24 protein-coding genes are annotated in these 23,499 nt (G+C 59.6%); 8 read left to right on the forward strand and 16 right to left on the reverse strand.

The window, feature by feature from the left end; translation table 11 throughout:
• The first annotated feature begins 278 nt into the window (after positions 1-278).
• Positions 279-1,376, forward strand: a complete 1,098-nt coding sequence (locus G3A56_RS19295; RefSeq protein WP_137067597.1) for a DNA alkylation repair protein — start codon at positions 279-281, stop codon at positions 1,374-1,376.
• A 15-nt stretch (positions 1,377-1,391) separates the two neighbouring features.
• Here G3A56_RS19295 and G3A56_RS19300 read toward each other — a convergent pair whose 3' ends face one another.
• The 5 genes from G3A56_RS19300 to G3A56_RS19320 form a co-directional block, all read right to left on the reverse strand.
• Positions 1,392-2,417 (reverse strand): sulfate/molybdate ABC transporter ATP-binding protein, encoded by a 1,026-nt coding sequence (locus G3A56_RS19300; protein WP_082185600.1) that lies wholly within the window; start codon positions 2,415-2,417, stop codon positions 1,392-1,394.
• Between the two features lie 5 nt (positions 2,418-2,422).
• Positions 2,423-3,310 (reverse strand): sulfate ABC transporter permease subunit CysW, encoded by an 888-nt coding sequence (gene cysW / locus G3A56_RS19305; RefSeq protein WP_082185598.1) that lies wholly within the window; start codon positions 3,308-3,310, stop codon positions 2,423-2,425.
• 3 nt (positions 3,311-3,313) lie between these two features.
• Positions 3,314-4,156, reverse strand: coding sequence for a sulfate ABC transporter permease subunit CysT (gene cysT / locus G3A56_RS19310; RefSeq protein WP_082185596.1), 843 nt, complete (start codon positions 4,154-4,156; stop codon positions 3,314-3,316).
• A 54-nt stretch (positions 4,157-4,210) separates the two neighbouring features.
• A complete protein-coding gene (cysP, locus tag G3A56_RS19315; RefSeq protein ID WP_003500258.1) occupies positions 4,211-5,197 on the reverse strand; it encodes a thiosulfate ABC transporter substrate-binding protein CysP in 987 nt (328 codons plus the stop codon).
• Between the two features lie 326 nt (positions 5,198-5,523).
• Positions 5,524-6,594 carry an enoyl-CoA hydratase/isomerase family protein gene (locus G3A56_RS19320; RefSeq protein WP_164056781.1) on the reverse strand — a complete coding sequence of 357 codons (1,071 nt, stop codon included), beginning with the start codon at positions 6,592-6,594 and terminating at the stop codon, positions 5,524-5,526.
• Between the two features lie 282 nt (positions 6,595-6,876).
• On the opposite strand from G3A56_RS19320, the gene G3A56_RS19325 reads away from it, so the two are divergent.
• Positions 6,877-7,134: a DUF2934 domain-containing protein gene (locus G3A56_RS19325; RefSeq protein ID WP_003500254.1), complete on the forward strand. Its 258-nt coding sequence runs from the start codon at positions 6,877-6,879 to the stop codon at positions 7,132-7,134.
• A gap of 68 nt (positions 7,135-7,202) precedes the next feature.
• On the opposite strand, the gene G3A56_RS19330 is transcribed toward G3A56_RS19325, so the two are convergent.
• A complete protein-coding gene (locus G3A56_RS19330) occupies positions 7,203-7,988 on the reverse strand; it encodes an SH3 domain-containing protein (protein ID WP_164056782.1) in 786 nt (261 codons plus the stop codon).
• A 257-nt stretch (positions 7,989-8,245) separates the two neighbouring features.
• On the opposite strand from G3A56_RS19330, the gene ubiG reads away from it, so the two are divergent.
• The gene (gene ubiG / locus G3A56_RS19335) at positions 8,246-8,992 is read left to right on the forward strand and encodes a bifunctional 2-polyprenyl-6-hydroxyphenol methylase/3-demethylubiquinol 3-O-methyltransferase UbiG (RefSeq protein ID WP_082186052.1); all 747 of its coding nucleotides are present in this window, start codon (positions 8,246-8,248) and stop codon (positions 8,990-8,992) included.
• Between the two features lie 130 nt (positions 8,993-9,122).
• Here ubiG and G3A56_RS19340 read toward each other — a convergent pair whose 3' ends face one another.
• The 4 genes from G3A56_RS19340 to G3A56_RS19355 are packed head-to-tail and all read right to left on the reverse strand — an operon-like array spanning position 9,123 to position 11,544.
• A complete protein-coding gene (locus tag G3A56_RS19340) occupies positions 9,123-9,551 on the reverse strand; it encodes a DUF1178 family protein (protein WP_082185565.1) in 429 nt (142 codons plus the stop codon).
• A complete protein-coding gene (locus G3A56_RS19345; RefSeq protein ID WP_082185563.1) occupies positions 9,548-10,408 on the reverse strand; it encodes a carbon-nitrogen hydrolase family protein in 861 nt (286 codons plus the stop codon). The genes G3A56_RS19340 and G3A56_RS19345 overlap by 4 nt, the downstream gene beginning before the upstream one ends.
• 29 nt (positions 10,409-10,437) lie before the next feature.
• Positions 10,438-10,692: a glutaredoxin 3 gene (gene grxC / locus G3A56_RS19350; protein WP_035243594.1), complete on the reverse strand. Its 255-nt coding sequence runs from the start codon at positions 10,690-10,692 to the stop codon at positions 10,438-10,440.
• A 60-nt stretch (positions 10,693-10,752) separates the two neighbouring features.
• The gene (locus G3A56_RS19355) at positions 10,753-11,544 is read right to left on the reverse strand and encodes a ComF family protein (RefSeq protein ID WP_082185560.1); all 792 of its coding nucleotides are present in this window, start codon (positions 11,542-11,544) and stop codon (positions 10,753-10,755) included.
• A gap of 143 nt (positions 11,545-11,687) precedes the next feature.
• Between G3A56_RS19355 and G3A56_RS19360 the strand changes: the two genes are divergently transcribed.
• A complete protein-coding gene (locus tag G3A56_RS19360; RefSeq protein WP_082186051.1) occupies positions 11,688-12,569 on the forward strand; it encodes a methyltransferase domain-containing protein in 882 nt (293 codons plus the stop codon).
• A 15-nt stretch (positions 12,570-12,584) separates the two neighbouring features.
• Here the strand turns inward: G3A56_RS19360 and G3A56_RS19365 are convergent, their stop codons facing one another.
• From G3A56_RS19365 to G3A56_RS19390, 6 genes are all read right to left on the reverse strand, one after another.
• Complete coding sequence (locus G3A56_RS19365) at positions 12,585-12,776, reverse strand: Flp family type IVb pilin (protein WP_082185558.1); 192 nt, start codon at positions 12,774-12,776, stop codon at positions 12,585-12,587.
• A 96-nt stretch (positions 12,777-12,872) separates the two neighbouring features.
• Positions 12,873-13,187, reverse strand: a complete 315-nt coding sequence (locus G3A56_RS19370; protein WP_003500236.1) for a hypothetical protein — start codon at positions 13,185-13,187, stop codon at positions 12,873-12,875.
• A gap of 159 nt (positions 13,188-13,346) precedes the next feature.
• Positions 13,347-13,760 carry an 8-oxo-dGTP diphosphatase MutT gene (gene mutT, locus G3A56_RS19375; protein WP_003500233.1) on the reverse strand — a complete coding sequence of 138 codons (414 nt, stop codon included), beginning with the start codon at positions 13,758-13,760 and terminating at the stop codon, positions 13,347-13,349.
• Positions 13,757-14,533 carry a GNAT family N-acetyltransferase gene (locus G3A56_RS19380; protein ID WP_082185557.1) on the reverse strand — a complete coding sequence of 259 codons (777 nt, stop codon included), beginning with the start codon at positions 14,531-14,533 and terminating at the stop codon, positions 13,757-13,759. Before G3A56_RS19380 ends, mutT begins: the two co-directional genes overlap by 4 nt.
• An 18-nt stretch (positions 14,534-14,551) precedes the next feature.
• Positions 14,552-15,793 (reverse strand): bifunctional glutamate N-acetyltransferase/amino-acid acetyltransferase ArgJ, encoded by a 1,242-nt coding sequence (argJ, locus tag G3A56_RS19385; RefSeq protein ID WP_082185556.1) that lies wholly within the window; start codon positions 15,791-15,793, stop codon positions 14,552-14,554.
• A gap of 91 nt (positions 15,794-15,884) precedes the next feature.
• Positions 15,885-16,748 (reverse strand): peptidylprolyl isomerase, encoded by an 864-nt coding sequence (locus G3A56_RS19390; protein ID WP_082186050.1) that lies wholly within the window; start codon positions 16,746-16,748, stop codon positions 15,885-15,887.
• 241 nt (positions 16,749-16,989) lie between these two features.
• Between G3A56_RS19390 and secA the strand changes: the two genes are divergently transcribed.
• From secA to uppV, 4 genes are all read left to right on the forward strand, one after another.
• Positions 16,990-19,707 carry a preprotein translocase subunit SecA gene (secA, locus tag G3A56_RS19395; RefSeq protein WP_082185555.1) on the forward strand — a complete coding sequence of 906 codons (2,718 nt, stop codon included), beginning with the start codon at positions 16,990-16,992 and terminating at the stop codon, positions 19,705-19,707.
• A 135-nt stretch (positions 19,708-19,842) separates the two neighbouring features.
• Positions 19,843-20,736 carry a DMT family transporter gene (locus G3A56_RS19400; protein WP_082185554.1) on the forward strand — a complete coding sequence of 298 codons (894 nt, stop codon included), beginning with the start codon at positions 19,843-19,845 and terminating at the stop codon, positions 20,734-20,736.
• A 139-nt stretch (positions 20,737-20,875) separates the two neighbouring features.
• Positions 20,876-22,021: an acyltransferase family protein gene (locus G3A56_RS19405; RefSeq protein ID WP_246231438.1), complete on the forward strand. Its 1,146-nt coding sequence runs from the start codon at positions 20,876-20,878 to the stop codon at positions 22,019-22,021.
• Positions 22,022-22,078: 57 nt separating this feature from the next.
• A complete protein-coding gene (gene uppV, locus G3A56_RS19410; RefSeq protein ID WP_082185552.1) occupies positions 22,079-23,494 on the forward strand; it encodes a Wzx-type polysaccharide biosynthesis protein UppV in 1,416 nt (471 codons plus the stop codon).
• The last annotated feature ends 5 nt before the right edge of the window (positions 23,495-23,499 follow it).

Genomic DNA, 23,499 nt, shown 5'->3' on the forward strand with positions numbered 1-23,499 from the left:
TGAGTTTGGCGAACCTGGAGTACCCATACTCCGTCACCCCGGACTCGATCCGGGGTCCAGTGCGATCAAGTGATCGGGAAAAAGTCGTTTCACGGCGCAGACGCGCCGTGTCTGGATGCCGGATCGGGTCCGGCATGACTGAGGAAAGTACGAATCCCTCCTCCTACGTCTGAGAATGGGGAAAATTTGCCCGTCTTCTCCTTGCCATGCCCTCCCCCTGCTTGCCTCAAACCTCTTCTTCCCTTAAAAGAACAAAAAGTGAACTTTCGAGGGCAGACATGAGCGAGACAGCGGCACCGGCGCTGAAGGAAATCTTCAACCGTGAAAAACTGCAGCATATAGCCGATCAGACCAAAGCCGTTCATGCGCCTTTCGATGTCTCCGCCTTCATGTCGCTCGCCACGGAAAATCTCGAGGCTCTGGGCATCATGCAGCGCATGCGGCAGGTGGCGACGAGCCTGCACGCCACGCTTCCCGGTGACTACGCCCGCAATATCGACATTCTGACCGCCGCAGCCCCCGGCATCGGCAACGGTTTCGCGTCCATCTCGCTGCCGGAATATGTTGCGCTCTACGGGCTCGACGATTTCGATCTTTCCATGCAGGCGCTGCAATATTTCACCCGCTTCGGCTCGTCGGAATTCGCCATCCGCCATTTTCTGCAAAAGGATATCGCCCGCACCCTTGCGGTGATGGAAACCTGGTCGCGCCACGACAACGAGCATGTACGGCGACTGGCGAGCGAGGGCTGCCGGCCACGCCTGCCCTGGTCGTTCCAGCTCAAACCCCTCATCGATGATCCCTCCCCGGTCACAGCAATCCTCGATGCCATGAAAGCCGATGATGCGCTTTACGTGCGCAAATCCGTCGCCAATCATCTGAACGACATCACCAAGGACAATCCGGCTTTCGTGCTGACGCTCATCGAACCATGGCCTAAGGAGAACCCGCATACGCGCTGGATCGTGCGGCAAGCCCTGCGCACGCTGATCAAGAAGGGTGACGCCGCCGCACTCGCCCATCTCGGCGCGCATGAAGCAGCGCAGATCGCGCTGGAGACGTTTGAGGTTTCGCCTGACAAGGTTGCTCTCGGTAATCCGGTGCGGATTTCAGCCGCTTTCACCTCGACAGCGAAAGGCCCGCAGAAGCTGGTGATTGATTATGCCGTCCATTATGTGAAGAAGAGCGGTGACGCCTCGGCGAAGGTCTTCAAATGGAAGGAGATCGAACTTCAGCCAGGCGAAACATGTGGGCTGTCGATAAGCCGCGCCATGCGCGATTTCACCACCCGCAAGCACTATGCGGGTGTCCACAAGGTTGATCTCCTGGTCAATGGCAGGCTTGTGGCCGAGGCCTCTTTCGAGCTTCTGATCTGAGACAGGCGAGGCGAGTTACGCCGCCGGGAAAATCTTCGCCCGGCGGATGATGACGGAACCGCGGTCACCTGCCGCGACATCATTTTCCGGCGGCACGTCGAATTCGAGAAGATCGCCGCCATCGGTGCTGGCGATCACCCGCCGCTCACCCGCCCGGTCGAGAACCCGTGCCACGGAGGCCGGAATGCCCTCGTGCAGATCTTCCCACTCCAGATCGGAGGGACGGGCGTAAATCTCGACGGCACCATCCGCCTGACCGTAAGAGAAAGGCAATTCGTTGTCACCGACATAGACCTTGCCGCCGCGCGCCACGCCGGACACACGGTTGGCGTCTCCGAGAAAGCGCATGACGAAAGCGCTGTTCGGCTGGCGGCAGACTTCCTTCGGCGTGCCCTGCTGAACGATCTCACCCTGATTGAGGATGACGACACGGTCGGCGAGATCAAGTGCCTCTTCCTGATCATGCGTCACGAAAATCGTGGTGATACCCAGCGCACCGTGAATTTCGCGCAGCCAGCGGCGCAGGTCGCGACGCACATTGGCATCCAGCGCCCCGAAAGGCTCATCCAGCAGAAGAACTTTCGGATCAACCGAAAGCGCACGCGCCAATGCCACGCGCTGCCTTTGCCCGCCGGATATCTGTGCCGGGAAACGATCCCCCAGACCATCGAGTTTGACAAGGTTCAGAAGTTCCCTGACCCGGGCATCGATTGCCGCCTTGTCGCGCTTCACCTTCGAGACCTTCATGCCGAAGGCGATGTTTTCGTTGAGCGTCATATGCGGGAAAAGCGCGTAGTGCTGAAACACGAAACCCACGCCGCGGTCGCGCACCGGAATATTGGTGGCGTCCTCGTCTCCGAACAGGATGCGGCCGCCATCGCTATATTCGAGACCGGCGACCATGCGCAGAATCGTCGTCTTGCCTGAACCGGAGGGGCCGAGCAGCGCCAGAAGCTCACCGCTTTCAATATCCAGCGAAACATCGCGGACGGCACGGAAGGTGTCGAAGGTCTTCACCACATTTTCGAGGCGGATTTTCATGGGAATCAGGTCTCCGTGGCGATGGCGGCACCGCCATTGGTCTTTTTGGCTCCGCGCCCTGCGCCGCGCCGTTCCAGCGCCACCTTGGCGATGATGGTGACGACGGCGAGCAAAGCAAGGATGGAGGCCGAGGCAAAGGCGCCGGCCGTCTGGTAATCGTGGTAGAGCAACTCGATATGCAGCGGCAGCGTATTGGTCTGGCCGCGAATATTGCCTGACACGACCGAAACTGCGCCGAATTCGCCCATCACGCGGGCGTTGCAGAGCACGACGCCATAAAGCAGCGCCCATTTGATATTCGGCAGCGTCACCGAAAAGAAGGTGCGCCAGCCGGATGCGCCAAGCGAGGTCGCCGCCTCCTCGAGATCGCGGCCCTGCGCCTGCATCAATGGGACGAGCTCGCGCGCGACGAAAGGTGCTGTGACGAACATCGAGGCGATGACGATGCCGGGAAGCGCAAAGAGTATCTTGATGTCATGCGCATCGAGGAACGGACCGAAGAGCCCCTGCAGCCCGTAAACGAAGAGATATGCGACACCGGCCACGATCGGCGAGATGGAGAAAGGTATCTCGATCAACACCAACAGAAAGCGCCGGCCGGGAAAATCGAACTTGGTGATCGCCCATGCGGCCGCGACGCCAAAGGCGGTGTTGATCGGCACGGCAATCAGTGCGGTCAGAACCGTCAGCATGATGGCGTGGCGAGTATCGGGATGGGTGATCGTGGCGGAATAGACCTTCCAGCCCTGCGAAAAGGCCTCGACCCCGATAATCACAAGAGGAGCGACGACCAGCAGGGCGCCGATCACAAGAACGAAAGCGATCAGACTGCGGCGAACCCAGGGGGCGTCACCGACGCGCGGCGGTTTGCGATGCGAGGAAATGGCGCTCATGTCTCAGCTCCTCACCGTGTAGCGAAGCGCGCGCGCCTGCAGGTAATTGGTCACCGCCAGCATCACGAAAGCGGTGATGAGCAGCACGGAAGCAATGGCGGCGGCGGCCTGATAATCATATTCCTCGAGCCGGATGAAGATCAGCAGCGCCGTGATTTCCGTCGAGAACGGCTGGTTGCCGGCGATGAAGATGATCGCACCAAATTCACCGAGGCTGCGGGCGAAGGAGAGCGAAAGCCCGGCAAGCAGAGCGGGCGTCAGAAGCGGCAGGATGACCTTGCGGAAGATTTCAAGATCGGAACCGCCAAGCGATTGCGCCGCTTCCTCCAGCGCCGGATCGAGGTCCTCCAGCACCGGCTGCACAGTGCGCACGATGAAGGGCAGGCTGGTGAAGGCCATCGCCACCATGATGCCGAGCGGCGTATAGGCCACCTTGATGCCGAGCGGCGCAAGCACCGAGCCGAACCAGCCATTGCCCGCAAAAAGCGTCGTCAGCGCGATGCCGGCAACGGCGGTTGGAAGCGCAAAAGGCAGATCGACAATGGCATCGATAAGACGCCAGCCGGGGAAACGGTAACGCGTCAGCACCCAGGCAAGCGCCAGCCCGAAAACGACGTTGAAAAGCGTGGCGGCCAGCGCGCAGAGCACCGTGACCCGGTAGCTGGCAACGGCGCGCGGCGAAGAGATGATGGCCCAATATTCGGCGGGTCCAAGGCTCGCGGCTTTGAACACCAGCGCCGAGAGCGGCAGCAGCACGATGATGGCAACGTAAGTGAGGGTAACGCCAAGGGACAATTTAAGCCCCGGCAGAACATTCCGCTTCAAACCCCGCCCCCATTTCATCATAAAGCGACCCGGCAGTTTCCCGCCGGGTCGTTGGCCTGTTGCCTATCGCTGTGATTAACGGCTGCCGTAAAGCGTATCAAGCGTCGCGCCGGATGCAAAATGCTCTTTCTGGATTTTATCCCAGCCGCCGAAGACGTCGTTGACGTTGACGAGGCGAATGGCCGGGAACTTGTCCTTGAACTCGCCAACGACCTTTTCATCGTGAACGCGATGACCGAACTCGGCAGCAATACGCTGGCCTTCCTCGGTATAGAGGAAATCGAGGTAGCTTTTTGCCAGATCGCGCGAGCCGCGTTTATCGACCACCTTGTCCACCACGGCGACCGGGAATTCGGCCAGCAGGCTGACGGAAGGCACGACGCCTTCAACCTTGTCGGCGCCATATTGCTTGGCGATGCCGCGGGTCTCGGCCTCAAAAGTGATCAGCACATCGCCGATTTCACGCTCGACGAAGGTGGTGGTGGCGGCACGGCCTCCGGTGTCGAAAACCGGCGTGTTGTCGAAGATTTTCTTGACGAATTCCTGAACCTTCTTCTCGTCGCCGTTGAACTTCTCCTTGGCGTAGGCGGTGGCGGCGAGATAGGTGTAACGGGCGTTACCCGAGGTCTTCGGATTGGGGAAAACGACCTTCACATCATCGCGGGCAAGATCGTCCCAGTCCTTGATGTTCTTGGGGTTTCCGGTGCGCACGAGGAAGGACGGGAAGGAATAGAACGGCGAGGCGTCGTTCGGGAAATCCTTCTGCCAGTCGGCGGAAACAAAACCCTGCTTCACCAGAAAATCGACATCGGTCACCTGGTTGAAGGTGACGACATCTGCTTCCAGACCCTCAACGATCGCGCGCGCCTGCTTGGAGGTGCCGGCATGCGACTGATCGACTTTGACGCCCGGATGCAGCTTGATGAAAGCCTCGTTCTCGGCCGCGAAAACCTCACGGGCGACATCGTAGGACGCATTGAGAATGGTGGTCGGAGACTGCGCCTGTGCTGCACCTGCAATGAGAGCGGCAATGGCAGTGCCGATGATAAGAAGACGTTTCATGAATACCCCCGGAAAATCGAATGGTCGCCAACATAGCGGCCGGCGGCAACGCCCGCGAGGAACAGCCGTGCGTTAGGGGGGCAGGGATTGGAAATTTCACCCAAACAACAGAAGTTCAAAAGGTGATGATTTCATATAGGGCGAGAAGCCGGATTTCTTTTGCGTGATGTGATCCACAACATCGGAGTGAACCACAACCCATCGTATACGACCCACGGATTTCATAGCTAGCGCATCCCCGCCGCCCTCATTCCTGTGCTTGTCACAGGAATGAGGGGAGATTCGCCAGTTTTGAAGCAGCAAGCCCGATACGAACCCATCCTGATCTAAAGGCGATGATCGGGAAACAGATTGCCGGAATGTGCGGCAAAATACGGCGACAGGTCTTCTTCGCGCACTTCTTCCAGCAGCAACGGTCGCCAGCGGGGATTGCGATCCTTGTCGACCAGCGCAGCACGCACGCCCTCATAAAAATCATGGCCCCGCAATATTTCCGTGCCGGCGGCAAATTCGCGCTCCAGGCATTCGATGAGGCTCGCGCTTTCCCGGCCGAGGCGCAGCAATTTCAGGGTCAGTTTCAGACTGGTGGGTGAGCGTTTTTGAAGGGCTTCCAGGGTCTCGCGCGAAAACGCATCGTCGCGCGCCGAAAGTGCTGCGAAAATCTCCTCCACGGTGTCGAAACGGAATGTCGCGTCGATGATATCACGGTTTACAGCCAGGACGGCTTCGCCCGCATCGACGGCATAGGCCGTGATCGCCGCTTCGAGACCTTCGATATCCGTCGCCCGCGACAAATCTCCCACCAAGACTTCGAGACCGTCCGAAGGAACGAGATAGTCGGCAAAACCGGCATAGATCGCATCGGCGCCAGCGACGGCATTGCCGGTCAATCCCAGCCATGTGCCGCATTCGCCCGGCGCTTTCGGCAGAAGCCAGGAGCCTCCAACGTCAGGAAAGTAACCGATACCCGTCTCCGGCATGGCGAGCTTTGTCCGCTCCGTGACGATGCGGTGGCTGCCATGGGCGGAAATGCCGACGCCGCCACCCATGACGATGCCGTCCATCAGCGCCACATAGGGCTTGGAGAAGCGGGCTATGCGATAATTCAGCGGAAACTCTTCCCGCCAGAAATCAAGCACCTGCGGATCGCCTGCCTTGCCGAGATCATGAATGATCCGCACATCTCCACCGGCGCAAAGGCCTCTTTCGCCCTCTCCCGTCAGCACCACGCAGGAAACGTCGGGGTCATCCTCAAAACGGGCAAGCGCCTGAAACAGGAGGCGGACCATCGGTAATGTCAGGCTGTTGATGGCTTTCGGGCGATTGAGACGGATGATACCAGCCCCTCCCTGCCTCTCGACGAGGACCTGCGCCTCCGCTGCCGTTGCAAGTTCCAAGCTCGCCTCCTCCGCTGCCATTCATCCGCCTATCTTGGCGGGGTTGGCGCGATCACGCAACGTTGATGTTATCGTTTGGGAACGTCTTTCGCTCAAACCGCTTTCACCGGCGTAAAATGCCTGAAATCCGCTTTCGCAATGCAGCATGTTTGCTTGACGCCCGGAAAATCATGGCATGTAATGGGTCTTGGAAATGCCGGCATTGATTCCTGTCGAGCGTGTGCCGGACCAAGCGTAATGTCGCCTTCTCAAAGGCGCTGTAAACAGCAACGGGAGACGAGCATGCAGGTTTCGGAAAACGAATGGATCAGCAAACGGGCCTATACTCTTTGGGAAAAGGAAGGCCACCCGCATGGCCGCGATGCGGACCACTGGGCACAGGCAAAACACGAATTTTCACTTCTGAAGACATCGGAAGCGACAAAGCCCGCGCAGCGCAAGAAGGCAGCTCCCAAGGCCGTTTCCGCTGAAGCCGCACCGGATGTGGAAGCCCCGGCGAAACCCAAGGCCCGTGCACGCAAGGCTGCCGCTGCGAAGTAAACGCACTCGATCAATAATCAAGAGCAGCAAATGAAAAGCCCGACGAAATCTCGCCGGGCTTTGTCTGTTTAGCGCGGGTCGCAGCCCGGGTCGCCGATCCGGCATCCACCTTGGGGGTTTTCCGAGGCGGGCGCACGACGTGGGTCGTCCCACTGACGGCGTTCGGGACGACGCTGGCCTTCGTCCTGATTTGGCTGGCGATCGCGATTGCGGTCGCGGTTTTCCTCTTCGAAGCGCGGGCGATTATCCTCGCGGCGTGGCCTGTCACCCTGGTTTCTGTCACCCTGGTTCCAGTCGCCGTAACGGCGCTCCCAGCGGCCGTCATTTGGTCCGCCGCCCTGACGCGGATCGCGCCATTCATCGCGACGTCCATCCCGCCACTCGTCACGCGGACGCGGGCGATCCCAGTCGCCGCGTGGCGGCGGAGCGTTCCAATAGCCACCGGAAGGCGGCGGGCGGCGCCAGCGGTCACGCTCGCGATAGAAATCGCGGTCGCGGTAATAACGGTCCCAATAACGGCCGGCTTCGAAGGTGATCACCGGAACGCCGAGATCACGATAATAGCGCGGCTCTACATAGACCCGGTTTTGCCGGTACGTCGTCTGGATATAGCGACCGGCAACCCAGCCGCGACCACTGACGAAGGAGACATCGCACCACGGCGTATCGGACAGGCAGCCATGCACCGTCAATGGCGCGCCAGCCGGGATTACAACGACGGCCGGATAGGCCGTGCTCGGGCCGGAGCGCATATTCACATTCGCGGTGGCAAAGCCGCGCGTCGCGGCTTCGGCCAGTGCCGGCGCGGCGAGCATGGCCACCAGCGCGATTGCGCCAAACAGTTTTTTCTTCACTTCTCTCTCCTCAAGCAAAGGCCCGCTTTGCCCTTGTCGGCATCCATCGCTATCGATGGACGAGTATGCGTTCGCATACTGCCACGATCGGAAAATACGCGTTCCTCCATGAACGCAGCATGAAACAAATGACGGTCCGCTTCAGTTCCACCTGCGGCAATGAAGCACCCGACAATTTGACCGCCGAATGGACCGCCGGTCTTGACTTCGGGGGGCAATCATCCGACTTCAATGCAACAGCAATATGGAGCAGAACCATGAGCGAAACCGCAAAGACGACCGTCGACCAGAGCGAGGTGGATCGCTTCTCCGCGATGGCTGCGGAATGGTGGAGCCCGACGGGCAAGTTTCGCCCGCTGCACAAATTCAATCCCGTGCGGCTGGAATATATCCGCAACCGCATCTGCGACAATTTCGGCCATGACCCGAAGGCGCACCGCCCGCTGGAAGGGCTGCGCGTGCTGGATATCGGCTGCGGCGGCGGTCTTCTTTCCGAGCCCGTGGCACGCATGGGCGCGGATGTGGTGGGTGCCGATCCCTCGGAAAAGAATATCGGCATCGCCTCCACCCATGCGCGGGAAAGCGGTGTGACCGTCGACTACCGCGCCGTAACCGCCGAACAATTGCTGGAGGCCGGCGAAACCTTTGACGTCGTCCTCAACATGGAGGTGGTCGAACATGTGGCCAATGTCGACCTCTTCGTCACCACCTGCGCGAAAATGGTGCGCCCCGGCGGGCTGATGTTTGCCGCCACCATCAACCGCACGCTCAAAGCCCGGGCGCTCGCGATCTTCGCCGCCGAAAACGTGCTGCGTTGGCTGCCGCGCGGCACACACCAGTATGAGAAGCTGGTTCGCCCGGAAGAGCTTGAGCGGCCGCTGGTGGCAAGCGGCATGGATATCGTCCACCGCACCGGCGTCTTCTACAACGTGCTGCAGGACAGCTGGAATCTCTCGCCGGATATGGATGTCAATTATATGATGCTGGCGAAAAGGCCGTCGTGAAGGTAGTGCACCCAACTCTCCGTCATGGTCGGGCTTGAACCGACCATCGATTGCCGAACGTTGGGATGGATCCTCGGGTCAGGCCCGAGGATGACGCCGAGTATGTGGGTAAGGTTCTAAAAAGGTAAACTTAATTAACGTCGTCAGGCAGCACCGGCAGCGGCGCAATCTCGATGCCTTCGTCAATCAATGCCTTGGCATCCTGAGCAGAGGCATGGCCGATGATGCCGCGTTCGTCGGCCTCGCCATAGTGGATCTTGCGGGCCTCTTCGGGAAATTTATCGCCGACATCTTCCGCATTCGCGCGAATATTGGCGACGGCTTCGCGGATTTTTGCCAGCGCTTCTTTTTTCGCCGTGTCCATGGCGAGTGTCTGGCGCTCATCCTTCTTGCGAGCGGTGGAGACCGAAGGCGCCATCAGAAGTTTGGAGACCTGCATTGAATTGCAGACCGGACAGGACAGGAAGCCGCGCTGCAACTGATTGTCGAAATCGTCACTCCCGGAAAACCAGCCTTCGAACTCATGGCCTTTTTCACAGGCCAGCGCATAACGGATCACGCCGCCTCACCTCCGGCAGATTTAAGGGGAACAACCGTGTCCAGCGCGAATTCGCGGGAATTGCGCAGATTGGGAATTTTTCCGCGCGCGGCAGCCACGAGCGACGTGTCGATCTCGGCGAAAATGATTTCTTCCCCGACACCGCCGGCAATTGCCAGCACCCTGCCCCAGGGGTCGATAATGATGGAATGGCCGTAGGTCTCTCGCCCGTCCTCATGCACCCCGGCCTGGGCGGCGGCGATGACAAAAGCGCCGTTTTCAATGGCGCGGGCGCGCAGCAGAATTTCCCAATGGGCTTCCCCAGTCTGGCGGGTGAACGCGGCCGGAACCGTCAGAACCTCGGCACCGGCAAGCGCTTCCGCCCGGAAAAGCTGCGGAAACCGCACGTCATAGCAGATTGCAAAGCCGAATTTCGCCAGCGGAAGTTCGGCGACGCGCGCCTCCACGCCGGGTTCATAGGCAGCACTTTCACGCCAGCTTTCGCCATTGTCGAGATCGACATCGAACATGTGGATCTTGTCATAGCTGCAGATGCGCGAACCATCCGGCGCGAAAAGAAAACCGCGATTGGCGATCTTGCCATCCGGACGGGCAATCGCCGTCGAACCGACATGGACATGAATGCCAAGTTCGCGCGCCAGCCGCGCGGCGGTCGCAACGATAATATCGCCGTCATCATCACGCAGCTGGGCGCGCAGCGCCTGCCTGTCCTTCTGGAGGGCGCCGGTCATTTCCGGCGTCTGGACATAGACGGCACCTTCAGCCGCAGCGGCGCGTACCAGACGCTCCATATCGGCGGCATTCCTTACCGGATCGACCCCGGAGCGCATCTGAATGGCGGCAGCCTTGAAAGTCATCACGTCCTCCATGCCAAAAATTGCGCCAATCAGGCGGCCAGCATTTCGTCGAGTTTACCGGCACGCTCCAGTGCATGCAGATCGTCGCAACCGCCGACATGCTCGCCATTGATGAAGATTTGCGGGAAGGTCGTGCCGCCGGATTTTTCGATCATTTCCTGCCGGTATTCCGGCGTCGTCGTGGCGTTGTATTCGGCGTAGTCGACGCCCTTGCTGTCCAGCAGCGCCTTGGCGCGCGCGCAATAACCACAAAAATCCCGCGTATAGATCGTCACCGGTGCCATGTTCTTCAAAGCCTCGCAAACATGCGCCGAAGCGCACTATTTCCTCATGGTATTCAGGCTTCATATAGGCCCGGAAATGGCCATTGCAAAGGTCAAAACGGTCACATCCACGGCACCCGCTTTCCGCAGCGCGCGACTTGCCGCACCAACCGTCGCACCTGTGGTGTAAACATCGTCCACCAGCACCACACGCCTGCCGGAAATTCCGATTTCCCGACCGGGCGCTATGGCGAAAGCGCCACGCACATTGTCTCTTCTGGCAAGTGCCGAAAGGCCTACCTGCCGCTCGGTCTTCTTTACCCGCAACAGCGTATCCACAAGCAGAGGCTTGCCGGCAGCCTTGGCCAGATGCCGCGCGAGTTCCGCGGACTGGTTGAACCGGCGACGCCAGAAACGGTGACGATGCAGCGGCACCGGCACAATGCAATCGCAGGCATCCACCGTGCCGTCGCTCGCCCTCAGCATCCACAGCGCCATGAGCCGGGCAAGATCGGTCCGATCCTGATATTTCAGCAGATGCACGAGCTTGCGCGCGGTTCCCTCATGGCTTGCAGCAGCACGCAGGCGATCAAAAGGCGGCGGGTCCGCGATGGCCTGCGCGCTGACGACGCCGTCCCCGTGATCGCGTGCAAAGGGAATGCCCAGAACTTCGCAGAAGGGGCGATCGATAAAGGTGACATCCCGCCAGCAATCCGAACACAGGGCGGCCTCGCCGCCGGTCATGCGGGCGCAGCCTGCGCAGGTCGGCGGGTAGACCAGGCGGAAGGCCGAGCGCAACGTGCCGCGTGCCGCCGCCGAGACGGCAGCAGACTTCGACAGCAATTCCGAAAACAGATCGTCACCAGCACCCATGAGGTTGACTTTACCGCCGAACGGGTGCCTTTGCGAGAGCGATGTGGTCCGGTCTCACACCGGCAAAACGATGCCGAAGCGGCATGACAGCAACGATGCGGCCCGCCGACCATGAAGGCGATGGAGGCCGAGCAGGCAAGACGATGGATATTCTCTTTGACCAGGCCCTGATTGAACAAAACCGTCACCGGGCGTGGAGCCGGCGTGACGACAAGGCCCTGTTCCTTCTCGACATGGCAGCCGAGGAGCTTGCCGACAGGCTTGCCATCGTCGAGCGCCGGTTCGAGACTGCGATCGAGCTGCATGGCGGAACGGGCGTGACCGCCCAGCGGCTGGTCGAGACAGGCAAGGTGGATAATATCCGCCGTATCGAGACCGAGAGCAGTTTTACGACGGATGGAAATATCCCTGAGACGGCTTCCATGGAGCATCTGCCGCTTGAGGAGGCCTCCGCAAATCTCGTGGTTTCGCCGCTTTCCCTGCATCTTACCAACGACACGCCAGGCGCGCTGATCCAGATAAGGCGGGCATTGAAGCCTGACGGGCTGTTTCTCGGCGCCATTCCCGGCAGCGGCACCTTGCAGGAATTGCGCGACGTGCTGCTGACCGCCGAGGCGGAACTGACCGGCGGCGCAAGCCCGCGCGTCATTCCCTTTGCCGATGTGCGCGACGTCGGTGCACTTTTGCAGCGTGCCGGTTTTGCGCTCCCCGTCACCGATTCGGAAACCTATACGGTGCGTTACGACTCGATTTTTCCATTGATGCGCGACCTGCGCGCCATGGGCATGGCCAACCCGCTGGCAAGCCGCAGCAGAAAACCGCTCAATCGGGCGTTTTTCCTGCGGGCAGCGGAACTTTACGCCGAGCGTTATTCCGATCCGGACGGGCGGATAAGAGCCACGTTCTCCATCATCTATGTTTCAGGCTGGGCACCGCATGAGAGCCAGCAGAAACCGCTGAAGCCTGGCTCCGCCAAGATGCGCCTTGCCGACGCTCTGAAGACAACTGAGGTAAAACTGTCCTGAGCTACCGGGGCGGGTTCAGCTGTTGGCGAAAGTGTCGGCGATAAGCTGGAACACTGCATTGATATTGCTGCTGATGGCGGTTGCGCCACCGATGAGTGCGGCGGAAATCAGTCCGACAATTAAGCCATATTCGACCGCGGTCGCGCCACGTTCGTCCTTATAGAAACCGATCAAAAAATGCAGCACAGGATATTCCCCATCCGCCATCCGGTGCGCTCAGCCAGCCGGCATTATGACATATTGAAATCGGATTTATCTTAAGGCCGAGCGCATGAGGGATTCGTTACCGATGATGGTAAACGATCAGCAACCGCTTTCATTGCTATAGCCAGTGACGACACAGGGCATTTCCGGCATCGGCTGTGTTATGCTGCGACGGATGGAATAGGTCTTGCCGGCATCGGTCTTCTTGATGGAGCCTGTGCTTATCATGTCGTAATTATCGGGAAACTGCGCCACCCGGGTCGAGGACTTGCCTGCCAGCATGGGGGTGACGATCAGGGAGAGAGCGATCACCGCCGTCCCGAAAAGCAGCGCGACATTGAGAACGCCGGTGCGACGGGATTTGTTGGAATAGGAGTGACGACCTTCCACCGTCTTCCAGAAATCCTCGTTCATGACCAACCTCGTCTCGCGCAGTTTACCGCTTCTTTAGATTAACAATCTGCCAGAGGGTGCTGAACGATCTCTTAACGCAGCCCCGTTTTGGCACGGCAAAACGGGGGAGACAGAGGCTTTTCACGAAGCTGTTACGATGTAAGGCGCGCAGGCTGAGCCTTAAAGCAGATCCTGAAGGAAGGGGATGAGCGGCTCGTCGGCCGGCGGCATCGGGTAGTCGCGCAGAGCCTGCGGCTTGACCCATTTGATCGCCTGCCCTTCCCGCCCATGCGCAATGCCTTCATAACGGCGGCACACGTAAAGCGGCATCAGCAGGTGAAACGTCTCGTAGGTGTGGCTGGCGAAAGTGAGCGGCGCAAGGCAGGCGACCTTGGTTTTCACACCGAGCTCCTCATCCAGTTCACGGACGAGGGTTTCCTCCGGCGTCTCCCCATGCTCCACCTTACCGCCCGGAAACTCCCACAGGCCGGCAAGCGACTTGCCTTCCGGGCGCTGTGCCAGAAGAATGCGGCCGTCCTGATCGAGAAGCGCGCAGGCGGCAACCAGCAGGATTTTTTTGCCCGCTTCGCTCATTCTTCTGCACCCTTGCGCCAGTAACGATAGGTATAGGCCTCGGTGAAACCGAACTTCTCATAGAGAGCGATCGCTGGGGCGTTGGTTGAAACAACCTGCAACCAGGCGCTTTTGGCACCACTGATCCGCGCCCAGCGCAGCGCTGACGCCAGAATCTGTGTGCCAAGGCCCTTCCGGCGCTGCGTTTTGGCGACATCGAGCGAGAGAATACCGGCAAGATCGTTATCCTGCACGCAGATGACCGTCGCAAGCGCGCTGCCTTCGACTTCTTCATTGATGAAGAGGCCGAGCGTCGGCTTGATCGAACTGACGATTTCCGCGATTGCCGGCCGCTGGGCCGGATCACCGTCGCTGACCTTGATGCTCGCTTCGACAAAACGGCCAATATCGTGGCTTGGCAGGCTGACGAGGGTTTCCGGCAACTCCATGACCGCGAGGTCGGCCGTCATGACCTTGACCTCTTCGAACACGGACCAGCCATCCTCCACAAGGAAGGCCTTGAGCTGCGGCGGCATCAGCGTCGTTTCACGCACCACCAGCGGACGGCCGAAATCTTCGAAACGCTTGCGTGCCTTCTCCAGCCGCACGGCACAGTTTCCATAGTCGGACGGGTCGAGCGGCACCACGCAGTTGATGCGCTTGGAGGGATGCGAACCCGTCAGGCGGATTTGCCAGCTGCCGTCATAAATCACCGACGAGGCCGGCCATGCCCGGAAGCTGACAGCTTCCAGACGGCGCACCAGCGGCAGATTGACGGGCTTGTTTTCCTGCATTCTTTGCGGCTCCAACGGTCAGCTCCGGTAGTCGCCGTTGATTGCAACATATTCCTTGGTCAGATCGCAGGTCCAGACGGTGGCAGTGCCCTGGCCGAGACCGATATCCACCTTTACCGGAATGTCCTCCAGCCGCATCACGGCGGTGGTCTCGGCTTCCGAATAGGCGGGATCGCGTTCGCCATTGACCGCCACACGCACGTCACCGAACCAGATGGCAAGACGGTCACGATCGGCCATTTCGCCGGATTTACCGACAGCCATAACGACACGGCCCCAGTTGGCGTCTTCGCCGGCAACGGCAGTCTTCACCAGCGGCGAATTGGCGATGGACAGGGCGATCTTCTTGGCGGCGGCATCGTTTTCCGCACCGGTGACGGTGACTTCCACCATCTTGCGCGCACCCTCACCGTCACGCACCACCTGCAACGCCAGATCCTTCAAAAGATCGTTGAGCGCAGCGCGGAAGGAGGACAAGCGCTCGTCATCGGCGCTCGTCACCTTCACCTGGCCATCTTCAGCCGCCGCACCCGTGGCAAAAAGCATCAGCGTGTCCGACGTGGATGTGTCGCTGTCGACCGTCACGGAATTGAAGGTTGGACCGACACCGGCCGAAAGCAGGGATTGCAGGGCAGCGGGCTCAATGTCGGCATCCGTCACCACAAAAGAGAGCATCGTCGCCATATCGGGAGCAATCATGCCCGCCCCCTTGGAAATACCATTGATCGTCACGATCACGCCGCCGATTTCGGCTGTGCGGGTCGCGACCTTGGGATAGGTGTCGGTGGTCATGATCGCCTTGGCAGCTTCCTGCCAGAAATCGGCTTCCGCCCTGACATTCATGTCGCCGAGAACACCGGCAAATTTCGAGGCGTCGAGCGGCTCGCCGATCACGCCGGTCGAAGCAAGAAACACTTCACCCTCAGAGCAGCCGACGGCCGTGGCGGCGGATTTCGCCGTCAGCTCGGTCGCAGCCTTGCCCTTGACGCCGGTAAAGGCGTTGGCATTGCCGGAATTGACCACCACGGCACGCGCCACGCCGCCGCCGAGATTGGCGCGGCAGAAATCGACGGGGGCAGACGGGCATTTCGATTTTGTGAAGACGCCGGCCACACTTGCCGGCTTGTCGAACACCATCAGAAGAACGTCAGTGCGGTTCTTGTACTTGATGCCGGCCGCGGCCGTCGCCATGCGAACGCCACGCAGCGCGGGCATATCGGGATAGGATTTCGGAGCGAGCGGGGAAACGGCAACGGACATGGGGAAGCGCCTGAAATTCTGGAAACGAGGAGTATGGATGCCTGAGATGAAACGGGGCAGCCTCTAGGCCGCCCCGTAACAAGAGTAGTTATTACTGCTGCGGCTGAGCCTGCTGTTCCTTCGTGGCTTCGTCGTAGCCCTTCTTCAGCGTCTCATCCATGATTTCGATCTTCTGGTCAGCCTTTGCCTTCTCGATGAGGGCAACGTACTTGTCACGCATGACAAGCTGACGAACCTGCGGCTCGACCTGCTCGAAAGCCGGCGGCGGAGCGATGCGCTTGTCTTCCAGCTTGATGACGTGGAAGCCGAACTGGGTCTTCACCGGGGCCTTGGTGTAAGCGCCCTTTTCGAGGCCGAAAGCAGCCTCTTCGAATTCCGGCACCATGCGGCCCTTGCCGAACCAGCCGAGATCGCCGCCGTCATCCTTGTTGGAATCGGTCGACTTTTCCTTGGCGAGTGCGGCGAAATCCTTGCCCGAATCAAGTTGCTTGATGACGTCCTTGGCTTCGTCTTCGCTCGCGACCAGAATATGGGCGGCCTTGATTTCCTCTTCCTGCGGCAGGGCTGCGACTTCCTTGTCGTAGCGCGCCTTCACTTCGTCGGCGGTAACGGCGTCAACCACATGCTTGCGGAAATAGGCATTGTGCAGCTCACGGTCCTGGATGAACTCCATGCGCTTCTTGAAATCCTCGGTCTTTTCGAGACCCTCGGCGCTGGCATTCTTCACCAGAAGCTTGACGTCGATCGCGCCGGAAAGGGCTGCGACCTTCTTCTGCTCGTCGGGAAGCTGCGCGAGCTGCGGATCGAGGTTGCTCATGGCAAGGTCGAGTTCGGACTGGTGGATTTCCAGATCGCCGACCTTGGCGACAACCTTGTCTTCCTGTGCGAAAGCCGGGAACTGGAGGCCGAGCGTGGCCACAATCACCGCAGCCGCAATTTTATTATAGCGCAACATTTTGAACCTTTCGGGGACAATGCCGGCTCCAGACATGGTTTCCGGCTCTGAAAAAACTTCCAAACACCGGATTGTGGCCATTCTGTAACGGGCAGAACCGTTGACATCATTTGCCCCCCTCTTATCTGTCACGCAACCTCGCGTCCAGATACGTTGAAGGGCGAAGTCCGTCATTTGTGCTGAAATCGGCGTGACGGAGAAAAGCGCCCGGCAAAACGGAATTTCAGAAAGGGCCAGTAAGATGGTCAGTCTCGGCGGAATAGCCCGCAAGTTGTTCGGTTCGGCAAATGAACGCCGCGTCCGCTCCTATAAAAGCAAGATCGCAGCCATCAATGCGCTGGAAGAGGCCACCAAGGCACTTTCCGATGAAGCGCTGGCGGCAAAGACGGTGGAGTTCCGGCAGCAGCTGGCCGACGGCAAGTCGCTGGACGACCTGCTGATCCCGGCTTTCGCCGTCGCCCGCGAGGCGTCGCGCCGCGTTCTGCACATGCGCCCCTTCGACGTGCAGCTGACCGGCGCCATGATCCTGCATGGTGGCGCCATCGCCGAAATGAAGACAGGTGAAGGCAAGACGCTGGTGGCGACCCTTGCGGTTTACCTCAATGCGCTCGCCGGCAAGGGCGTGCATGTCGTCACCGTCAACGACTATCTCGCCAAGCGCGACGCGGCCACGATGAGCAGGCTTTATGGCTTCCTCGGGCTGACGACCGGCGTCATCGTGCATGGGCTTGATGACGACCAGCGACGCGAGGCCTATGCCTGCGACATTACCTACGCGACGAATAACGAACTCGGCTTCGATTATCTGCGCGACAACATGAAATACGACCGCGCCCAGATGGTGCAGCGTAGCCACAATTATGCGATCGTCGACGAAGTCGACTCCATCCTCGTCGATGAGGCGCGCACGCCGCTCATCATCTCCGGCCCGCTGGACGACCGCTCCGATCTTTACAACACGATCGACGCCTTCATTCCGCTTCTGTCCCCGGAAGACTATGAGATCGATGAAAAGCAGCGTTCGGCCAACTTCTCCGAAGACGGCACCGAGAAGCTCGAGAACCTGCTGCGGCAGGCCGGCCTTTTGAAGGGCGAATCGCTTTACGACATCGAAAACGTCGCCATCGTTCACCACATCAACAATGCGCTGAAGGCCCACAAGCTCTTCACCCGCGACAAGGACTACATCGTCCGCAACGACGAGATCGTCATCATCGACGAATTCACCGGCCGCATGATGCCGGGCCGCCGTTATTCCGAAGGCCAGCACCAGGCTCTGGAAGCCAAGGAAAAGGTGCAGATCCAGCCGGAAAACCAGACGCTTTCGTCCGTTACCTTCCAGAACTATTTCCGCATGTACGCAAAGCTTGCCGGCATGACCGGTACGGCATCGACGGAAGCGGAAGAATTCGGCAACATCTACGGCCTCGACGTCATCGAAGTGCCGACCAACCTGCCGATCCAGCGTATCGATGAAGATGACGAGGTCTACCGCACCGGCGAAGAGAAGTTCCTGGCGATCATCACCGAGATCAAGGCGGCGCATGAGCGTGGCCAGCCGGTTCTCGTCGGCACGACCTCGATCGAAAAATCGGAACTTCTGGCCCATATGCTGCGCCAGTCGGGCTTTACCGATTTCCAGGTTCTGAACGCCCGTTACCACGAGCAGGAAGCTTACATCGTTTCGCAGGCCGGCGTTCCCGGCGCCGTCACCATCGCCACCAACATGGCTGGCCGCGGCACGGACATCCAGCTCGGCGGCAACGTCGACATGCGCCTCGAGCGCGAGCTGGAAGGCATGGAGCCGGGTCCGGAGCGTGACGCCAAGGAAGAGGCGATCCGCGCCGAGATCAAGGTTCTGAAGGAAAAGGCGCTCGCCGCCGGCGGTCTCTACGTCATTGCCACCGAACGCCACGAAAGCCGCCGTATCGACAATCAGCTGCGCGGCCGCTCCGGCCGTCAGGGTGACCCCGGCCGTTCGAAATTCTACCTGTCGCTCCAGGACGACCTGATGCGCATCTTCGGCTCCGAGCGCATGGACTCGATGCTGCAGAAGCTCGGCCTGAAGGAAGGCGAGGCCATCGTCCATCCCTGGATCAACAAGGCGCTGGAACGCGCCCAGAAGAAGGTCGAAGCCCGCAACTTCGAGACCCGCAAGAACCTTCTGAAATATGACGACGTGCTGAACGATCAGCGCAAGGTGATCTTCGAGCAACGCCTCGAACTGATGGAATCCGACAATATCGGCGAAACCGCAGCCGATATGCGCCATGAAGTCATCGAAGCGCTCGTCACCAAGCATATTCCGGAAAATGCCTATGCCGAACAGTGGGATATTGCGGGCCTGAAAGCCGGTATCGAGCAGTTCCTGAACCTCAACCTGCCGGTGGAGGAATGGGCAAAGGAAGAAGGCATCGCCGAAGACGATATTCTGGAGCGTGTCACCGAGGCCGCCGATAAATACGCCGCCGAGCGGGCGGAGCGTTTCGGCCCCGAGATCATGGCCTATGTCGAACGCTCGGTCGTCCTGCAGACGATCGACCATCTGTGGCGCGAACATATCGTCAACCTCGATCATCTGCGTTCCGTCGTCGGTTTCCGCGGTTATGCCCAGCGCGACCCGCTGCAGGAATACAAGGCGGAAGCCTTCGAGCTGTTTCAGACGCTGCTGAGCAATCTGCGCGAAGCCGTCACCGCCCAGCTGATGCGCGTTGAACTGGTGCAGCAGGAGCCGCAGCAGCCGGAACTGCCGGAAATGACCGCGCACCACCTCGATCCGGTCACGGGCGAAGACGAGATGTCGCATATTGGACAAGTCGCGCCGGTTGCTTTCGTTCCGAGTGAGGAACGTGATCCGAACAACCCCGCCACCTGGGGCCGTATCGGGCGCAACGAAATGTGCCCCTGCGGTTCGGGCAAGAAATACAAGCACTGCCACGGCGTTTACGAACAGGCGTAAAAGCGCGGCAGACCTGAAATGAAAAATCGCCCGTAACCCGCGTTACGGGCGATTTTGTTTGCGCCGGATCATTGCTGTTGACTGGCATCGGCGCTGTGCCTATGGGAGCCGGATCATCTGCTGGAAACCGCTTCCATGGCCCCTCGCGATCTCGCCGCCTATATTTTTCTCGCACTTGCGTGGGGCGTGTCTTTCCTGCTGCTTCTGCATGTCGTGGCCGCCTTCGGCTGGATAGGCGCGGTCACGCTTCGCTCGCTTCTGACCGCCGTCGCTCTCTTTCTCATCGCGCTGGCGGCGCGGCGAAAGCTCAGATTTTCCGCTGGCTGGCGCGCCTTTGCAGTTGTCGGCGCAACGACGGTCGCCGGGCAACTGATCGGCCTGTCCTACGCGACGCCGCAGATCGGCACTGCAATGGCGGCCATATTGGTGGCGACCATTCCGCTTTTTTCCATGCTCATCTCGCAGATTTGGGGGCTCGAACGGCTGACACGGCAGGGAATTGCCGGTCTCGTCATCGGCTTTGCCGGCATTGTCCTGCTTGTCGGTTTCCCCGCGGTACCCGTGACCACAGGCTTCATCATCGGCTGCGCCGCCGCCGTCGCCGCCTGTATCTGCGCCGCCTATGGCAGCAATTATGCGAGCCTTCACCTGAAAGGAGTGGGCTCCTGGGAAATCACCATCGGCTCGTTCCTGACAGGCGGCCTGATGACCCTGCCGCTTCTTCTCGCCGTTCCGTTGCCCGGAACACCGGGTCTCGTCGATTATGGATATCTTCTCATCCAGGCGGTCGTCATGAGCGGTCTCACCTACATCACCTATTTCCGGCTTGTCTCCTCCATCGGCGCGACCAAGGCGATCAGCGTGGAGTTCGCGGTAACGGTCGTCGCGGTGCTTGTCGGCGCCCTGGTGCTCGATGAACCCCTGTCGCTTCCCCAGCTTTTTGGCGCCGGCATCATCATTCTGGGCTGCGCATTGGTGCTCGATCTCTTGCCCAAGAGAAAGGCTCCGCCCACGCCTTCCGGTGCATGAAGGCTTTATTAGCGTTTTCGACTAATAGTCGTGCCGATCGTGACAGATCACACGGGGATCGCGTTTTCGACGCGAGGGGAAAATGCAACCGGACACTTCAGATTATGAGCACTATTGGGACCCTCTCAGGGCTCTCCTGATGCTGCTCGGCATTCCCTATCATGCCTCCCTGCTCTATAGCCATGCCCTGCCCTGGGACATCAAGGACTTAGAGACCAGCCCGGTTCTGAGCGCGCTTGGTGCAGCACTCGTGACTTTCCGAATGCCGGCGTTTTTTCTGGTCGCCGGGTATTTCTCGATCATGGTCATCGGCAAGAAGGGCAAGATGCGCTGGCTCAGGCAGCGTTTCCTTCGGCTCGGCCTGCCCTTCATTGTCGCCGTGCTCTTGCTTGGGCCTTTGCAACTTTTCATGCTGCAATTGTCCGCTATTGCCAAAGGCGACATCACCGTCACCCAAATGATGGAGAGCCTGCCGGATCTGCTGCAGCCGAGCGAACAATGGATCATGCATCTATGGTTCCTGCCCGCCCTCATCACCTATTCGGTTCTGCTTGCGGGCCTGCTATATCTTCTGGAACGACCACCATTGGCGGAGGCAAAAGACTGGTTTTACAGGGTGAATGGACGATATCCGCTCCTGTTTCTCACCGCTTTCTGTATCTTTCCCGTCCTCTGGGAATGGATGGTCTACGGCTCCGGCCTGCTTGCAGCAAAAAGCGAAAACGGCCTTTTTCTTATATATGAACGGGCCTCCGATCCCTATGCGCGCTACCTGCCGTTCTTCCTCATTGGAGCTCTGCTTCGGCGTGATCGAGCGCTTTTTCACCGCTTTCGACAAACGGGGATGCTGACGGGTATCGTTGCATCAGGCTCGATCGCGACAGCGGTAACGCTGCGGCTGCAAAATCCCTTCGTAAACTCCGCGATGCTGATTCTGGCCTCGGCAATCGCAGCAGTGACGATGAGCCGATTGCTCATCGACCTCGCCTGCCGCTATTTCGACAGGCCGAGCCCGCTTGCCAGAGGAATGACGGATGCCTCCTTCACCATCTACCTGCTTCATCACCCGCTGATCTATGCCTTCGGTACGCTTTTCATCCTCATCTCGCTGCCACCTGTCTTCGAATTCGCCATCATCGTCGTGGCGACCACGGTAGCGGCCTATATGCTGCATCAGGCGATACGCCGCAGTCCGCTTGCCCTTTTTCTGTTCAACGGCATCCGCAAACCGCCGGTGGCAAACGATATCGGGACACAGGTCACCGCCTCCCACACCCTTCGTTAATGATAGAGCGCTTACAATCGGCTTGCCTACTCAACTGGAAATGATGGCGTGTGGATCATGGCTATCCTCAACACGGCGGAAAAAGCCCTACCCGCAGGCCTGCGTGCGAAACTCGCGCCGCTGGGAGCGAAAATCGCTGTCATTACCTCCGGTGGAGATGACGTCTCCCGCGCCCAGCGCATGGCGCTGGTCGCCTTCGCAGTGCGTATCGTCAGCGCCGGCATCGCTTTTATCTCTCAGATCATCCTTGCCCGCCTGATGGGCGAATTCGAATATGGCCTGTTCGCCTTCGTCTGGGTTCTGGTGATCCTGTTCGGCAATCTGTCCTGTCTCGGCTTCCACACCACCGTCATCCGCTTTTTACCCGGCTACCGTCTGGAGGAAGCCCATGACAAGATCATGGGCCTGACCTCGACCGCGCGTATCTTCGCCATGCTCTCGGCGAGCGCGCTGGCGCTGTTCGGTTTCATCTTTCTCCATTTCTTCGGCGAGCGGATCGCTGACTATTATCTCATTCCCGTTGCGCTGGCGCTTTTCACTCTGCCGATGGTGGCGCTTGGAGATGTGCTGAACGGCACCGCACGCGCCAATGGCTGGGCGATCTCCGCGCTCAGCCCCACCTATATTGTCCGTCCTGTGCTGATCCTGCTGTTCATGCTGGTGGCAATCGGTCTCGGCGCGGAAAAGACCGCGACGACGGCGATGCTCACGGCCCTCATGGCAACCTATGTGACCACGCTTTTCCATTTCGCCTTCATGAACCGCCGGCTCAACCGGCATTTCCGCAGCGTTACCCGCAAGGTCCATTTCCGCCACTGGCTTCGGTTCGCCTTTCCCGTTTTCCTGATCGACGGCATCGGTTTTCTGATGACCAATTCCGATGTGGTGATCGTTGGTCTCTATCTGCCGCCCGATCAGGTCGGCATCTATTTCGCCGCGGCAAAAACCATCGTGCTGATGCAATTCGTGTTTTTCTCGGTGCAGGCAGCGGCGGCGCCGCGTCTGGCCGCCCTGATTTCGGCAAATGACAGGCAGGGGCTCGCCGGTTTTGCCAGCCAGGCGGCGCGCTGGGCCTTCTGGCCGTCGCTGGCAGTCGGCAGCGTCGTGCTTCTGGCAGGCCCTTTCCTGCTGTCGCTATTCGGCCCCGGCTTCGTTCAGGGTTATGAGCTGATGTTCTTCCTGTTTGCCGGTTTTCTCGCAAAGGCGTTGATCGGCCCCGGAGAGACCCTGTTGAATATGGCCGGCAAACAAAAATTGTGCGTAGTTCTTTATATTATTATCTTTGGTTGCAATATTCTGCTCAACATGGCGCTGATTCCGGTCTATGGTCTGACAGGAGCCGCGGCGGCGGTGGCGATAGCCATGTGCATAGAAGCTGTGCTATTGCATATTGCCATTCGCCGTACACTCGGGATCGTCCTTTTTGCCTTCAACGATCCCCGGGCGGGTCAAGACACTGGGAAGGCGGTGTAACGATA

The organism is Rhizobium oryzihabitans (assembly GCF_010669145.1).
Classification (GTDB): Bacteria; Pseudomonadota; Alphaproteobacteria; order Rhizobiales; family Rhizobiaceae; genus Agrobacterium; species Agrobacterium oryzihabitans.